Consider the following 12820-nt stretch of genomic DNA (forward strand, 5'->3'; position numbering starts at 1 on the left):
ACTGGCATGAACTGGATTTCCAACGTCGTTCCACCGAAAATCCGCTCTTTCCTGCGCCGCGAGACGCCGGAGAACCTGTGGGTCAAATGCCCCGACAGCGGCGAACTGATCTTCCATAAAGATCTCGAATCGAACCTCTATGTCGTGCCCGGCTCCGGCTATCACATGAAGATGCCGGTCAAGGCACGGCTCGATACGCTCTTCGACAATTCCGTCTATGAGACGCTGCCGACGCCGGACGTTCCGCTCGATCCGCTCAAGTTCCGCGACGTGAAACGCTATGTCGACCGGCTGAAGGAAAACCGGCTCAAGACCGGGGCGCCGGATGCGGTGAGAATCTGCACCGGGCAGATCGAGGGCCTCGACGTCACCGTCGGCATACAAGATTTCGAATTTCTCGGCGGCTCGCTCGGCATGGCTGCGGGCGAGGCGATCGTCACCGGCATGCTGCATGCGGTCGCGCAGCGGACGCCTTTCATCATCTTCACCGCCTCCGGCGGCGCGCGCATGCAGGAGGGCATGTTCTCGCTGATGCAGATGCCGCGCACGACCGTCGCCGTGCAGCGCCTGCGGGCTGCGAAACTGCCCTATATCGTCGTATTGACCAATCCGACGACCGGCGGGGTCACGGCGTCTTATGCGATGCTGGGCGATGTCCATATCGCCGAGCCGGGCGCTGTCATCGGCTTTGCCGGGGCGCGGGTCATCGAGCAGACGATCCGCGAGCGGCTGCCGGAAGGCTTCCAGCGCGCCGAATATCTGCAGACGCACGGCATGGTCGATATGGTCGTGCGCCGGCACGAGATGCGCGCGACGCTCGCCCGGCTTTGCGCGCTGCTGACGCATCGCCCCGGCATCCAACAGGTCGAGCAAGAAGCCGCATGAGTGCGCCGCCGTCGGAGCGGCCGGGCGATCAATCGGACCCGATCCTCGAACGCCTGCTCGATCTGCATCCCAAGAAAATCGATCTCTCGCTCGGCCGCGTCGAACGCCTGTTGAAAGATCTCGGCGCGCCGCAGGATCATCTGCCGCCGGTGATCCATGTTGCCGGCACGAACGGCAAAGGTTCGAGCATCGCCTTCATGCGTGCGATCCTCGAAGCCGCAGGCAAGACCGCGCATGTCTATACCTCGCCGCATCTGGTGCGCTTCCATGAACGCGTCAGGCTCGGCCATCCGGGCGGCGGCCGGCTGGTCAGTGACGAGGAACTCGCGGCGACGCTGAGCTTATGCGAAAAGATCAATGCCGGCGCGCCGATCACCTTCTTTGAAGTGACGACTGCGGCGGCCTTCGTGCTTTTCAGCCGCCATCCTGCGGATTATCTGCTGCTCGAAGTCGGCCTCGGCGGCCGTGTCGATGCGACGAATGTAATCGCGCGTCCGGCCGCGAGCCTGATTACGCCCGTGTCGATGGATCATCCGGAGTTTCTCGGCAATACGGTCGCCGAAATCGCCCACGAGAAGGCAGGAATCCTAAAACGCGGCGTCCCGGCGGTGCTCGGCTTTCAGCAACCCGAGGCGCGCACGGTGCTTGAGGCCGAGGCTGCAAACGTCGGCGCGCCATTGCATATCGCCGGACAGGATTTCTTCGTCCGCGAGGAGCATGGCCGGCTCATCTACGAGGACGAGGGCGGCCTCATCGATCTGCCGCTCCCGCGGCTTGCCGGGCGACATCAGCATCAAAATGCGGCGGGCGCGATCGCGACCCTGCGCCTCGTGGCACCCGACCTGCCGCCGAGCGCGTTCGAAATCGGCTTGGCGACAGCGGAATGGCCGGCGCGCCTGCAACGCTTGAGCAAGGGCAATCTCGTCGCGCTCGCTCCAGCGGGCGCCGAGATCTGGCTCGACGGTGCGCATAACGAGGATGGCGCGCGGGTGCTGTCGCAGGCGATGGCCGACCGCGAAGAGAAAGCGCCGCGCCCGCTCATCGTCGTCACCGGCACGCTGGCAACGAAGGATACGGCCGCTTTTCTGCGCGCCTTCAAAGGGCTCGCCCAGGAAGTCCTCGCGGTGCCGGTGCATGGCGAGCATGCGGCGCGCACGCCGAACGATATTGCCGCGCTCGCCAATATTGCGGGCTTGCCTGCGGTCGCCTGCGAAAGCGTCGAATCGGCTTTGCGCTTTTTGACAGCGCGCAAATGGGCGCTGCCGCCACGCGTGTTGATTGCCGGTTCGCTTTATCTCGCCGGCGAGGTGTTGCGCCTCAACGGTACGCCGCCGCAGTGACGCGTGGCCCGAAAAGACGCAGCACCTTTTCGGAAAATCGTGCTTCGAAACTCTGACTTGCAGCATGATTTGCGGCAAGACTTGCGGCAAAGCCTGCCGCATGCAGACGTTACAAAAATCTGAAAATCCGGACCGTCTGAAAGCCGCGTAAACGCTTGATTGTAATACATCTGTAAGAAAGAAAGCGGCGGCCTAACTTCCCGTGGCGCGAAGCATTATTTTGTGTCACATGCGCTGCGGATAGGTACGCCTGTCCGAACGGAAAAGCTAATGGAGGAAATCATGGCCTGGACTGCTCCGGTTGCCGTCGAAGTGTGCGTCGGCATGGAAGTCACCAGCTACGAGTCGGCCGAGATCTAATCGGTCCGAAATCGGTGCTGGTTTCCCAACGATAAACCGGGGGCGCTGCTTTGCAGATTATCGTCCTCGGCTCGGCAGCCGGGGGAGGCTTCCCGCAATGGAATTGCCTCTGTCCCGTCTGCCAACTCGCCTGGAAAGGCGACAAGCGCGTCACGCCGCGGACGCAGTCGAGCCTTGCGATCAGTGCCGACGGCCAGCATTGGCTCTTGCTCAATGCCTCGCCTGATCTTCGCCAGCAGATCCTGGCAACACCGCAATTGCAGCCGCGCGGCGCTAAGCGTCAATCGCCGATCAGCGGCGTCTTCGTCACCAACGGCGATGTCGATCACCTGACCGGGCTGCTGACGTTGCGCGAACAGCAGAGCTTCTCGATTTACGGCAGCAAGGCAACGCTCGCGGAAGTCACGGGCGGCAATATTTTCGGCGTTTTGAATCGCGACCTCGTGAAATTCTATGCGGCCGAGCTCGACGAGACAGTCGATACTGGGTTTGGGTTGCGGGTGACGGCTTTTGCCGTGCCCGGCAAAGTGCCGCTTTATCTCGAAAAGGCGTCGGTCGAGATCGGTGCCGAAGGCGAGACGACGGTGGGTCTTGAAATCACCGACGGCGACAAGACGCTGTTCTACATTCCCGGCTGTGCCGAGGTGACGCCGAAACTGCAAGAGAGATTGCGTAACGCGGATCTTCTTTTCTTCGATGGCACGACATTCACCGACGACGAAATGGTCGCCCTCGGTCTTTCGACCAAGACTGCCTGGCGCATGGGCCACACCGCCATGGCCGGCGAAAAAGGTTCGTTGGCGCAATTGTCCGGCATCAATATCGGTCGGAAAATTTTCGTGCATATCAACAATACCAATCCCGTGCTGATCGAGGATTCGCCCGAGCGCGCCAAGGCCGAGGCGGCGGGATGGGAAATTTCTTATGATGGGATGGAGGTCTCCCTATGAGCCAGACACTTTTGAGCCCGGAAGAGTTGGAAGCCGCGCTGCGCAAAGTCGGCGCCGAGCGCTATCACAACAAGCACCGTTTTCACGCCCGCCAGTACAGTGGCAAGTGCAGCTATGAAGAAATTCAGGCCTGGGCGCTCAATCGTTATTATTATCAATCGATGATCCCGATCAAAGACGCGATCGTGCTGACGCGCCTGACCGATGCCGAGGACCGCCGGCAATGGCGCAAACGCATCGAGGATCACGACGGGCTGAAGCCCGGCGACGGCGGCATCGAGCGCTGGCTGAAGCTCACCGATAGTCTCGGCTTCCCGCGCGATTATGTGGAATCGACCGCCGGAATTCTGCCGGCGACGCGCTTTGCAGTCGATGCCTATGTCGCTTTTGTCCGCGACAGAAGCCCGGTTGAGGCGGTGGCCTCTTCGCTGACCGAACTGTTCTCGCCGACCATTATCGGCGAACGCATGTCCGGCATGCTGGCCAATTACGATTATGTCAGCAAGGACACGCTGGCCTATTTCTCCTACCGGCCGACGCAGGCGAAGCGCGATGCCGATTGGGCGCTCGAATTCGTCAAGACACAGGCTAAGACGGTCGAGCAGCAGCACGCGGTGATCAAGGCGCTCGAATTCAAATGCAACGTGCTCTGGGCGCAGCTCGATGCGTTGTGGAGCGGCTATGTCGATAAATATTTGCCGCCCGATGCCTGGCTGCCGGGCACGGTCGCCGCGCCGCGCAGCAGGGCGGCATGAGCGAGCCGGCTGCCATCAGCGCGGAGTCGAAGCCGCATTTGCCGCGCGGCATGCATCTGAAACATGATGCGACGCGCGGCGAATGGTTGCTGATGGCGCCGGAGCGCGTCTTGAAACTCAATGCCGTCGCGGTCGAAATCTTGAAGCGCTGCGACGGCAAGGCCACATTGGGCGAAATCATCGATCAGCTCGCTGCGGCCTTCGCCGCAGATCGCGAGCGGATCGAAACCGATGTGCGGGCGCTCCTCGCGGAGCTCACCGCCAAACGGATGGTGGACCTATGAATGCGCCGCAGAAAGTATCGGAAGCGGTCGCCGCGCCGGTCGGCATTCTTGCCGAGCTGACGCATCGCTGTCCGTTGGCTTGCCCCTATTGCTCGAACCCGGTCGAACTCGATGCGCGCGAGGGGGAGCTTGATACGCTGACGTGGACGCGCGTGTTCTCAGAGGCGGCGGCGATCGGTGTCTTGCACGCGCATCTCTCCGGTGGCGAGCCGGCGTCGCGCCGCGATCTCGTCGAGATCGTCAAACATTGCCACGAGGTCGGCCTTTACACCAATCTCATTACCTCAGGCGTCGGCATCAGCGAGGCGCGCATGCGCGAACTCGCTGATGCGGGGCTCGATCACGTCCAGCTTTCGATCCAGGACGCCGAAGCCGAATCCGCCGACCGGATCGGCGGCTACAAGGGCGGCTTCGCCCGCAAGATGGATGTTGCAAAATGGGTGAACGAGGTCGGCATTCCGCTGACCGTCAACGCGGTGATCCATCGTGCCAACATTGCGCGCGCCGGCCGCATGGTCGAATTCGCAGTGGAGCTTGGCGCGCGCCGCGTCGAAATCGCCCATACGCAATATTACGCCTGGGCCTATCTCAACCGCAAGGCGCTGATGCCGTCGCGCGAACAGGTCGAAAAGGCCGTCGCGGAAGTCGAAGCCATGCGCAAGACCTATACTGGCAAGATCGTCATCGACCATGTTGCGCCGGATTATTACGCGCGCTATCCCAAGGCCTGCATGGGTGGCTGGGCCAAGCGGACGTTGAACATCACGCCGCACGGCAAGGCCTTGCCCTGCCACGCGGCAGAGACGATCCCCGGCCTCGAATTCTGGAATGTGCGCGATCACTCGATCGCCGACATCTGGTTCAATGCCCCGGCCTTCAACGCCTTCCGCGGCGACGATTGGATGCTTGAGCCGTGCCGGTCTTGCCCGCGCAAGCATCAAGATTACGGCGGCTGCCGCTGCCAGGCGATGGCGCTGACCGGTGATCCGCGCAATGCCGATCCGATCTGCCATCTCTCGCCGCATCATGACAAAGTCGCCGCCATTGCCGCGACTTTCGAGGAAGTCGATGCAAATGTGCCGGCGACGGATTATGTCTATCGCACCCTGAAGACACAGGCGCCCGCGGCGTAACCCTTCGGGTGGTGAGAACTGCCGCCCATCAGAAGGTTCTGGGCGTGCGTTTGTCTGGAGCGTTTCCTCTCGGCGAAGAAGTCTCTTTGCGGAAACGCAACCAACCGAGGTGCGATCATGCAAGGTAAAACTGTCGTCGTCACTGGCGCGACCTCCGGCATCGGCGAGGTTGCGGCGCTTGAACTCGCGGGCAAGGGAGCGCGCATCGTTTTCATTGCCCGCGATCGCAATCGCGGCGAGGTGACCTTGGCCAAGCTCAATGCCACGGCGCCGGGTCTTTCGCATAAAGTTCATTATGCCGACCTGACCCTGCTCGCGGAGATGAAACGGGTCGCCGCAGAGATTGCGGCGAGCGAGCCGCGCGTCGATGTCCTCATTAACAATGCCGGCGCGGCTTTCGCCCAACGCCAGGTGACCGCTGACGGCTTCGAACTGACCTTCGCGCTCAACCATCTTTCTTATTTTGTCATCACCGCCGGTTTGCGCGAGCGGTTGCTCGGCTCCGCGCCGGCACGAATCGTCAGCACCTCGTCCGCTGCGCATCGCGGGATGAATATCGATCTCGATGATCTGCAGAGCGCGAAAAACTATTCCAGCATCAAGGCCTATGGCCGCTCGAAGCTCGAAAACATTCTGTTCACGCGCGAACTGGCGCGGCGGCTGCAGGGAGCCGGCGTCACCGCCAATTGCCTGCATCCGGGCTTCGTTGCGACCCGCTTCGGCCATGAGAGCGGCGGCGTGCTCCAGCAGCTTCTGAAAGCCGTGCAGATCTTCGCAATCACGCCGGAGAAGGGTGCCGAGACCATCGTCTATCTCGCTGCGTCACCGGATGTTGCAGGCATCAACGGCGAATATTTCATCAAGAATCAAATCGCCAAGCCGTCATCCGCCGCGCGCGACGGGGCTATGGCCGCGGCGCTGTGGCGAAAGACGGCCGAACTGACCGGCGTCGACTGGCCTGAGCCAGCCGCGCCGGTGCTTCGTGCTGCTTCTCAGTAAGAATTCGCCGCGTGTGCGAGACCCGCAGCCGTGTCTTCGGGATTAAGCCGGATGAGCTTGCTTTCGTCGACGCAGCCGTCATCGACGATGGCTATCGCGTCATAGCCTAAGGCCGGGAAACGGCCGATGATGACGCCGTCACCCCAATATTCGGTGTGGCGGCCGACATCGTCGTTGATGAAGTCGAGGAAGCGTTCGGCTTGATCGCCCGAGAGGCGAATGGCATTGCCGCCGCTTTGCTCGGAGGCCATTTCGGTGCGCATCTGCGCCGCGTCGGCCGATTCGCAGCCTTCCTGCGCCTGGACGACCGGGCTGAAGCCGACCACCGTTGCGGCAGCGAACAGGCTTGTGAAGAGGAAGCGTTTCATCCTGCACCTCATTCCTTGCGGTAATGTGCCCCATCCGCGCGTGGTCTCTGCCGCGCACGGGACCCGCGCCCGCAACGTCGCGGCCGTTGCGATAGTTCCGCGCCGCGCTGCAGTTGCATAGGCCGGCCGAACAGCCTAAGCAGGAGGCCATTTTTGCCAACGGTTTAGGTTGAAGCTGAATGCGTCCTTCCCAGCGTGCGCCGGATCAGATGCGCCAGGTCATCATCGAGCGCAATGTCGCGCGTTATGCTGAAGGGTCTTGTCTCATCAAATTCGGCGAGACCCATGTGCTCTGTACGGCTTCGCTTGAAGATAAGCCGCCGCTTTGGCTGCGTGGACAAGGCCGCGGCTGGGTGACGGCGGAATATGCCATGTTGCCACGTGCGACGCATACGCGGACGCGCCGCGAGATTGCCGCCGGCCGACCCTCCGGCCGTACACAGGAGATCCAGAGGCTCATCGGCCGCAGCCTTCGCGCGGTCACCGATCTGCAGGCGCTCGGCGAGCGCCAGATCACCATCGATTGCGATGTGTTGCAGGCCGACGGTGGCACGCGGACCGCATCGATCACCGGCGGCTGGGTGGCGTTGCGCGAATGTCTCAAATGGATGCACGCGCGTTCGATTCTAAAAGAGATACCGCTGCGTGATCACGTCGCCGCGATCTCGTGCGGCATTTCCAACGGCGAGGCGGTGCTCGACCTCGATTATGCCGAGGACAGCGCGGCGCAGACCGATGCGAATTTTGTCATCACCGGGTCCGGGTCGCTTGTTGAAGTGCAGGCGACAGCCGAAGCGGCGGTGTTCAGCGAGGCCGACTTCAACGCCATGCTGGGCTTGGCACGCAAAGGCGTGATCGAACTCATCGCCTTGCAGAAGCAGGCGATTGCCTGACATGACAAAACGCCTGACGGGCCGGTTGGTCATCGCGACGCATAACCGCGGCAAGCTGTGGGAGATGCAGGAGCTGCTTAAGCCGCACGACATCGACGTGGTTGCGGCCGGTGAACTGGGCCTGGCCGAGCCGGAGGAAACCGGCGCGACGTTCGCAGCCAATGCGGTGCTGAAGGCGCGCGCGGCGGCGGACGCGGCGCAGCTTCCGGCGCTTGCCGATGATTCTGGGCTTTGTGTCGATGCGCTCGGTGGTGCGCCCGGGCTGCATTCGGCACGCTGGGCGGAACTTGCGCCGGGAGGCGCGCGCGATTTTGCTGCGGGAATCAAGAAGGTCGAAGCGGCGCTTCACGAAGCCGGCGCCGCGCCGCCCTATAATGCGCATTTCATTTCTGTCCTTGCCCTCGCCTGGCCCGACGGGACGACCGAGATTTTCGAAGGCAAGATCAATGGCACGCTGGTCTTTCCGCCGCGCGGCACGAAAGGCTTTGGTTATGACCCGATCTTTCTACCGAACGGATTGTCGCGGACCTTCGGCGAAATGATGATGGAAGAAAAGCAGGCGATTCCAGCCGATGGTTCGCCGGCGCTCTCGCATCGTGCGCGCGCCTTTCAGGCTTTTGCGCGCGTTTGTCTTTAAACGTTCAAAATCGCAGGGTTCAAAATTGCGATGTGCGAAGGATCACCAAATGTCGCGGGCATGTGTCTTGCTGCGCTGCGGCCAACCAGTAATAATGCTTCTCCCTCGGGGTGACTGGAATACCGGAATCAATGTCTGAGATTTGGGAAACGAAATATGGTCTGCGCCGGGTGCGGCACGATCCGCCGACGCTCGAGGAAGCGATCGCCGCGGCGCAAGGCCTATCCGACGAATTGGATGAGCAGATCGAAATCGCGGCGGGCCTCATGGCTCTGCCCGCCGATGTGGTGCGTGCCGAAGTGTTGAAAGCGGCGAAGCCGGTCAAGTCCGCGCGCGTGGTCGTGACGCCGAGCCGCGAGGGTGCCGCGCGCACGGTCATCGTCGAGCGCAAACCCTCGCGCCGCCTGCGCCCGACAGGCCTCTGACAGCGCGTTTCAGAGCGTCTCGACATCGAAGCCAGCGGCGCCAAAAATAGCAGGATCGATACCGCTGACATCGCGCAGAGCGAGCCAAACAACGCGCCTGCCGTGCTGCGCCTCGGCGAGGATGCGGGTGGCAATATCTTCATCCGCGCAGGTGGTCTTGATGGATTCGCGCCGCGCCATTTCGATGATCTGAGGCGGAACGCCCCGATCATAGAAAACGACATCGGCGGCCTGCAGAAGCCGCAGCGCTTTTAGCGTGAGGCGCTCCGGATCGTCGGATGTGATGGCGAGAATTGTCATCGCGCCGTTTTGCGCATCGGCTTCGCGCCGCGCGGCTGCAATCAAGGCGTCGAAATCTTTATCGCTTGGCGCCTGCGTGGTCAGGGCGCGGGCGACGAACAGCTCCCAGAAACGCCGCCGCGACGTCGGATCGGCCAACTTCGGCCGCCAGGCCTGCGCGGCTTTCGCCCAGGTCTTGAGGCTCGGCGGCAGCAGAGCTTCCAGCCGGCCGCGTAAGGCGAGAGCAAGGACGGGCGCGGCACCGCCGGTCGAAATCGCCGCGATCAGCGGCGAACGGTCAATGATCGTGCCAAACTGAAAATCGCAATAGGCCGGCTTGTCGATGATGTTCACCGGCACGCGGGCGCGGCGTGCCGCATCGGCAAAGCGCGCGGCTTCCGTCTTCGTCGCGAAATCACCGATAGCCAGCGCGGCGCCGATGAAATCGTCGTCTTGCCAGTCGCGAGGGACGAGCGTGAGCGTCGGAACTTGCGCTGCCAAAGCGCGCATTTCGGGCCCCGGTTCAGCGCTGACAACATCAAGCTTCGCACCCGCTGCCTGCAGGAGTTCGGCCTTCCAGGCTGCGCCAGCCGCGCCACCGGCGAGGAGAACGCGTTTGCCGCGAAGGTCGAAAAACACCGGCAGGCTGGCCAGTCCCTGCATCGGCCGCTGTGGATCGTCTGCGTCGCTCACTCAGAGTCCTCGATCAATTTGGCGTTGCCACTATAGCGCGGCGCTTCTTCAAGCCCTAAATCCCCCCGAGGTTTCATCCCGAACGGAGAGGGCAGTGCTGATCGATCTTTCTGGCAAGAGCGCCATCGTGACCGGCTCGACACGGGGCATCGGCTTTGCGGTTGCCAAGGGCCTGGCGTTGTCGGGCGCCCGCGTCACCGTCAACGGGCGCGGCCAGAAGGCCGTGGACCAGGCCTTGGCCGAACTGAAAAAGGTCGCGCCGAAGGCTCACTTTCAGGGCGTCGCTGCCGATCTCGGCACGGAAGCCGGCTGTGATGCTCTCATCAAGGCCGTCCCGTCGACCGATATTCTCGTCAACAATGTTGGCATTTTCCAGCCGCAGGATTTCTTTGAGATCCCAGATTCGGAGTGGCAGCGCTTCTTCGAAGTCAACGTGCTCTCCGGCGTGCGGCTGACGCGCGCCTTGCTGCCGGGCATGATCAGCCGCAATTGGGGCCGGGTGATCTTCATCTCCTCGGAATCGGGGCTGAACATTCCCGTCGAGATGATTCATTACGGCTTCACCAAAACGGCGCAGATTTCGATCGCGCGTGGAATCGCCAAGCGCGCGGCAGGCACCGGCGTGACGGTCAATTCCGTTTTGCCCGGGCCGACGTTGTCGGAGGGCGTCGTCGATTTCCTCGCGAAAATGTCGAGCGGAGGCGAATCGGTCGAAGCAGCGGGCGCCGCTTTCGTCAAGAAACACCGGCCGAGCTCGATCATCCAGCGTGCCGCAAGCGTCGAGGAAGTCGCCAATATGGTCGTCTATATCGCCTCGCCGCAGGCCTCGGCGACGACCGGTGCGGCCTTGCGCGTCGACGGCGGCGTGGTCGATACGATTGCTTGAGATAATGAGGGTTAGCGCCCCTCATATTCCGCGGAGCAATCCTTCGTCTCGTAGACGATGACGGCGGAAAGCTCGGGAAAGGTCGGTTTGATCCTGTCGTAGATCCAGACCGCGATATTCTCGGCGGTCGGATTGTCGAGGCCTTCGATTTCGTTCAAACAATGATGATCGAGTTGCGCGTGGAGCGGTGCGAAAGCCTTTTCGATGGCGAAGAAATCGACGACGAAGCCGCTCTCCTGATCGACTGGGCCTTCGAGCTTGAGTTCGACGCGGTAGGAATGGCCGTGCAGATTGCGGCAGCGATGCGTCGGCGCGACCTTCGGCAGGAAATGCGCCGCCTCGAATGAAAAAGCTTGGGTGATCTTCATAGCGTCAATCTTTTACTCGGGCCGATGCAAAGCATCGCGTCGGCATTTTACGGCAAGCCGATCAGCTTGTGGGTTTGCAGGCTCAGCCGCCAACGCGGATGCTTCAGGCAATAGGCTGCCGCCTTGGCGGTATTGGCTTCCTGTGCCGGCCCGTCCATCGGTTGCAGGAAGAAGTGCCGGAAGGCAAGTCCGGCGAAATTTTCGGGGTCGAGGCCGTCCTGCGGGAAGACCAGTTTCAGTTCGTCGCCGGCCCAGAGCGCCAAAGGCGCGCCGGCCTTGGGACTGACGCAGATCCAATCGAGCCCATCCGGCGGCGCTAGCGTGCCGTTTGTCTCGATGGCGCAGGCGAAGCCGCGTGCATGCAGAGCCTCGATCACTGCCGCATCGAGCTGGAGCAAAGGCTCACCGCCGGTAAAAACGGCAAAGGCGCTTGCTCGGTCGGCCGGCCATTTGGCCGCGATCGCATCGGCCAGCGCCTCGGCATCGGCGAATTTGCCGCCGCCCGGGCCGTCGGTGCCGACAAAATCCGTGTCGCAGAAGCTGCATTGCGCCTCGGCGCGGTCGGCTTCGCGGCCCGTCCAGAGATTGCAGCCGGCGAAACGACAGAAGACGGCGGCACGGCCGGCCTGCGCGCCTTCGCCTTGCAGCGTGTAATAGATTTCCTTCACCGCATAGGTCATCGGGCTGCCTATCGCGCCAATAAGCAAAAGGGACCTCTTGCGAGGTCCCCTGCCAGGCTGCAATCGCGTGTGCGGCTCAGAGAGCGGCGGCGATCCATTTCTTCAATTCGCCCTTGGGCGCAGCGCCGACCTTCTGCTGGGCGAGCTTGCCGTCCTTGAAGATGAGCAAGGTCGGGATGCTGCGGATGCCGAACGCGCCGGCCACACCGGGGTTCTCATCGACATTGAGCTTAACGATCTTCACCTGGCCCTTCATTTCCTCGGCGATCTCTTCGAGCGAGGGGCCGATCATTTTGCAGGGGCCGCACCATTCCGCCCAGAAATCCACCACGACGGGTTCTTTGGCACCCTCGACCTCGGTCTTGAACGTGGCATCGGTAACTTTCACGGTGGCCATGGACGCCTCTTAAGTTCCTGCTGCGGGACCAAATTCTCGCAGTTTTTCTGGCTTCAAGGTAGGAAGCGGGCGCCGAAGCGTCAAGTTGCAGCAGGTCGGCGCATTCGGCCTCAAAACCCAGAAAACACGCCCATGAACTTGATTGACTGGGACGGCTTTACCCAAATCGGACTTTACCCAAATCGAACTGCGCGTCGGCCGCATCGTCCGTGCGGAGCCGTTTCCCGAAGCACGCAAGCCCGCCTATAAGCTCGTGGTCGATTTCGCGCCAGATATTGGCCAGCGAAAATCGAGCGCCCAGGTCACCGATCTTTACGGTTTGGACGATCTTAATCGGCAAACTGGTCGTTGCCGTCGTTAATTTTCCGCCAAAGCGAATCGGGCCGTTTTTATCCGAATGTCTGGTGACGGGCTTCCATGACAAACAAGGACAGGTCGCGCTCTGCGTGCCGGACCGACTGGTGCCGTTGGGGCTAAACTCCTGTAAT

At 62.0% G+C, this 12820-nt stretch carries 17 protein-coding genes and 1 pseudogene; 13 read left to right on the forward strand and 5 right to left on the reverse strand.

Features of this window, described 5'->3' with window-relative positions:
• Positions 1-6 precede the first annotated feature (6 nt).
• The 8 genes from accD to Q0025_RS00385 all read left to right on the forward strand — a co-directional run bounded on the left by accD (position 7) and on the right by Q0025_RS00385 (position 6706).
• Positions 7-885: an acetyl-CoA carboxylase, carboxyltransferase subunit beta gene (gene accD / locus Q0025_RS00350; RefSeq protein WP_297295003.1), complete on the forward strand. Its 879-nt coding sequence runs from the start codon at positions 7-9 to the stop codon at positions 883-885.
• Positions 882-2225: a folylpolyglutamate synthase/dihydrofolate synthase family protein gene (locus tag Q0025_RS00355; RefSeq protein WP_297295004.1), complete on the forward strand. Its 1344-nt coding sequence runs from the start codon at positions 882-884 to the stop codon at positions 2223-2225. The genes accD and Q0025_RS00355 overlap by 4 nt, the downstream gene beginning before the upstream one ends.
• A gap of 270 nt (positions 2226-2495) precedes the next feature.
• The gene (gene pqqA / locus Q0025_RS00360) at positions 2496-2585 is read left to right on the forward strand and encodes a pyrroloquinoline quinone precursor peptide PqqA (protein ID WP_297295005.1); all 90 of its coding nucleotides are present in this window, start codon (positions 2496-2498) and stop codon (positions 2583-2585) included.
• Between the two features lie 50 nt (positions 2586-2635).
• Positions 2636-3535: a pyrroloquinoline quinone biosynthesis protein PqqB gene (gene pqqB, locus Q0025_RS00365; RefSeq protein WP_297295006.1), complete on the forward strand. Its 900-nt coding sequence runs from the start codon at positions 2636-2638 to the stop codon at positions 3533-3535.
• On the forward strand, positions 3532-4290 hold the full coding sequence (pqqC, locus tag Q0025_RS00370) for a pyrroloquinoline-quinone synthase PqqC (RefSeq protein ID WP_297295007.1): 759 nt from the start codon (positions 3532-3534) through the stop codon (positions 4288-4290). Before pqqB ends, pqqC begins: the two co-directional genes overlap by 4 nt.
• Positions 4287-4574: a pyrroloquinoline quinone biosynthesis peptide chaperone PqqD gene (pqqD, locus tag Q0025_RS00375; RefSeq protein ID WP_297295008.1), complete on the forward strand. Its 288-nt coding sequence runs from the start codon at positions 4287-4289 to the stop codon at positions 4572-4574. Before pqqC ends, pqqD begins: the two co-directional genes overlap by 4 nt.
• On the forward strand, positions 4571-5707 hold the full coding sequence (pqqE, locus tag Q0025_RS00380; protein ID WP_297295009.1) for a pyrroloquinoline quinone biosynthesis protein PqqE: 1137 nt from the start codon (positions 4571-4573) through the stop codon (positions 5705-5707). Before pqqD ends, pqqE begins: the two co-directional genes overlap by 4 nt.
• Before the next feature lie 117 nt (positions 5708-5824).
• Complete coding sequence (locus tag Q0025_RS00385; RefSeq protein ID WP_297295010.1) at positions 5825-6706, forward strand: SDR family oxidoreductase; 882 nt, start codon at positions 5825-5827, stop codon at positions 6704-6706.
• Here Q0025_RS00385 and Q0025_RS00390 read toward each other — a convergent pair.
• A complete protein-coding gene (locus tag Q0025_RS00390; protein ID WP_297295011.1) occupies positions 6700-7074 on the reverse strand; it encodes a hypothetical protein in 375 nt (124 codons plus the stop codon). The genes Q0025_RS00385 and Q0025_RS00390 overlap by 7 nt on opposite strands.
• A 179-nt stretch (positions 7075-7253) precedes the next feature.
• Here Q0025_RS00390 and rph point away from each other — a divergent pair, with 179 nt between their 5' ends.
• The 3 genes from rph to Q0025_RS00405 all read left to right on the forward strand — a co-directional run bounded on the left by rph (position 7254) and on the right by Q0025_RS00405 (position 9029).
• A complete protein-coding gene (gene rph, locus Q0025_RS00395) occupies positions 7254-7967 on the forward strand; it encodes a ribonuclease PH (RefSeq protein WP_297295012.1) in 714 nt (237 codons plus the stop codon).
• Position 7968: 1 nt separating this feature from the next.
• On the forward strand, positions 7969-8604 hold the full coding sequence (gene rdgB, locus Q0025_RS00400; RefSeq protein WP_297295013.1) for an RdgB/HAM1 family non-canonical purine NTP pyrophosphatase: 636 nt from the start codon (positions 7969-7971) through the stop codon (positions 8602-8604).
• Between the two features lie 131 nt (positions 8605-8735).
• Entirely contained in the window at positions 8736-9029 is a 294-nt protein-coding gene (locus Q0025_RS00405) for a hypothetical protein (RefSeq protein WP_297295014.1), read from the forward strand.
• Positions 9030-9038: 9 nt separating this feature from the next.
• Here the strand turns inward: Q0025_RS00405 and Q0025_RS00410 are convergent, their stop codons facing one another.
• Positions 9039-10001 carry an NAD(P)-dependent oxidoreductase gene (locus Q0025_RS00410; RefSeq protein ID WP_297295015.1) on the reverse strand — a complete coding sequence of 321 codons (963 nt, stop codon included), beginning with the start codon at positions 9999-10001 and terminating at the stop codon, positions 9039-9041.
• A 94-nt stretch (positions 10002-10095) separates the two neighbouring features.
• Between Q0025_RS00410 and Q0025_RS00415 the strand changes: the two genes are divergently transcribed.
• Complete coding sequence (locus Q0025_RS00415) at positions 10096-10887, forward strand: SDR family oxidoreductase (protein ID WP_297295016.1); 792 nt, start codon at positions 10096-10098, stop codon at positions 10885-10887.
• 11 nt (positions 10888-10898) lie between these two features.
• Here the strand turns inward: Q0025_RS00415 and queD are convergent, their stop codons facing one another.
• The 3 genes from queD to trxA form a co-directional block, all read right to left on the reverse strand.
• Entirely contained in the window at positions 10899-11255 is a 357-nt protein-coding gene (queD, locus tag Q0025_RS00420; RefSeq protein ID WP_297295017.1) for a 6-carboxytetrahydropterin synthase QueD, read from the reverse strand.
• Between the two features lie 47 nt (positions 11256-11302).
• Entirely contained in the window at positions 11303-11935 is a 633-nt protein-coding gene (queE, locus tag Q0025_RS00425; protein ID WP_297295018.1) for a 7-carboxy-7-deazaguanine synthase, read from the reverse strand.
• A gap of 76 nt (positions 11936-12011) precedes the next feature.
• Positions 12012-12332, reverse strand: a complete 321-nt coding sequence (gene trxA / locus Q0025_RS00430; protein WP_297295019.1) for a thioredoxin — start codon at positions 12330-12332, stop codon at positions 12012-12014.
• Positions 12333-12474: 142 nt separating this feature from the next.
• On the opposite strand from trxA, the pseudogene Q0025_RS00435 reads away from it, so the two are divergent.
• Positions 12475-12805: pseudogene (locus Q0025_RS00435) on the forward strand (tRNA-binding protein); the annotation flags it as partial.
• Between the last annotated feature and the right edge of the window lie 15 nt (positions 12806-12820).

Source organism: uncultured Methylovirgula sp., assembly GCF_947646745.1.
In the GTDB taxonomy this organism is placed as follows: Bacteria; Pseudomonadota; Alphaproteobacteria; order Rhizobiales; family Beijerinckiaceae; genus Methylovirgula.

What these genes read in the sequence shown, in the direction of transcription:
- accD (WP_297295003.1), top strand. Translation starts at nt 7, where the DNA reads ATGAACTGGATTTCCAACGTCGTTCCACCGAAAATCCGCTCTTTCCTG.
- Q0025_RS00355 (WP_297295004.1), top strand. Translation starts at nt 882, where the DNA reads ATGAGTGCGCCGCCGTCGGAGCGGCCGGGCGATCAATCGGACCCGATC.
- pqqA (WP_297295005.1), top strand. Translation starts at nt 2,496, where the DNA reads ATGGAGGAAATCATGGCCTGGACTGCTCCGGTTGCCGTCGAAGTGTGC.
- pqqC (WP_297295007.1), top strand. Translation starts at nt 3,532, where the DNA reads ATGAGCCAGACACTTTTGAGCCCGGAAGAGTTGGAAGCCGCGCTGCGC.
- pqqD (WP_297295008.1), top strand. Translation starts at nt 4,287, where the DNA reads ATGAGCGAGCCGGCTGCCATCAGCGCGGAGTCGAAGCCGCATTTGCCG.
- pqqE (WP_297295009.1), top strand. Translation starts at nt 4,571, where the DNA reads ATGAATGCGCCGCAGAAAGTATCGGAAGCGGTCGCCGCGCCGGTCGGC.
- Q0025_RS00385 (WP_297295010.1), top strand. Translation starts at nt 5,825, where the DNA reads ATGCAAGGTAAAACTGTCGTCGTCACTGGCGCGACCTCCGGCATCGGC.
- Q0025_RS00390 (WP_297295011.1), bottom strand. Translation starts at nt 7,074, where the DNA reads ATGAAACGCTTCCTCTTCACAAGCCTGTTCGCTGCCGCAACGGTGGTC.
- rph (WP_297295012.1), top strand. Translation starts at nt 7,254, where the DNA reads ATGCGTCCTTCCCAGCGTGCGCCGGATCAGATGCGCCAGGTCATCATC.
- rdgB (WP_297295013.1), top strand. Translation starts at nt 7,969, where the DNA reads ATGACAAAACGCCTGACGGGCCGGTTGGTCATCGCGACGCATAACCGC.
- Q0025_RS00405 (WP_297295014.1), top strand. Translation starts at nt 8,736, where the DNA reads ATGTCTGAGATTTGGGAAACGAAATATGGTCTGCGCCGGGTGCGGCAC.
- queD (WP_297295017.1), bottom strand. Translation starts at nt 11,255, where the DNA reads ATGAAGATCACCCAAGCTTTTTCATTCGAGGCGGCGCATTTCCTGCCG.
- queE (WP_297295018.1), bottom strand. Translation starts at nt 11,935, where the DNA reads ATGACCTATGCGGTGAAGGAAATCTATTACACGCTGCAAGGCGAAGGC.
- trxA (WP_297295019.1), bottom strand. Translation starts at nt 12,332, where the DNA reads ATGGCCACCGTGAAAGTTACCGATGCCACGTTCAAGACCGAGGTCGAG.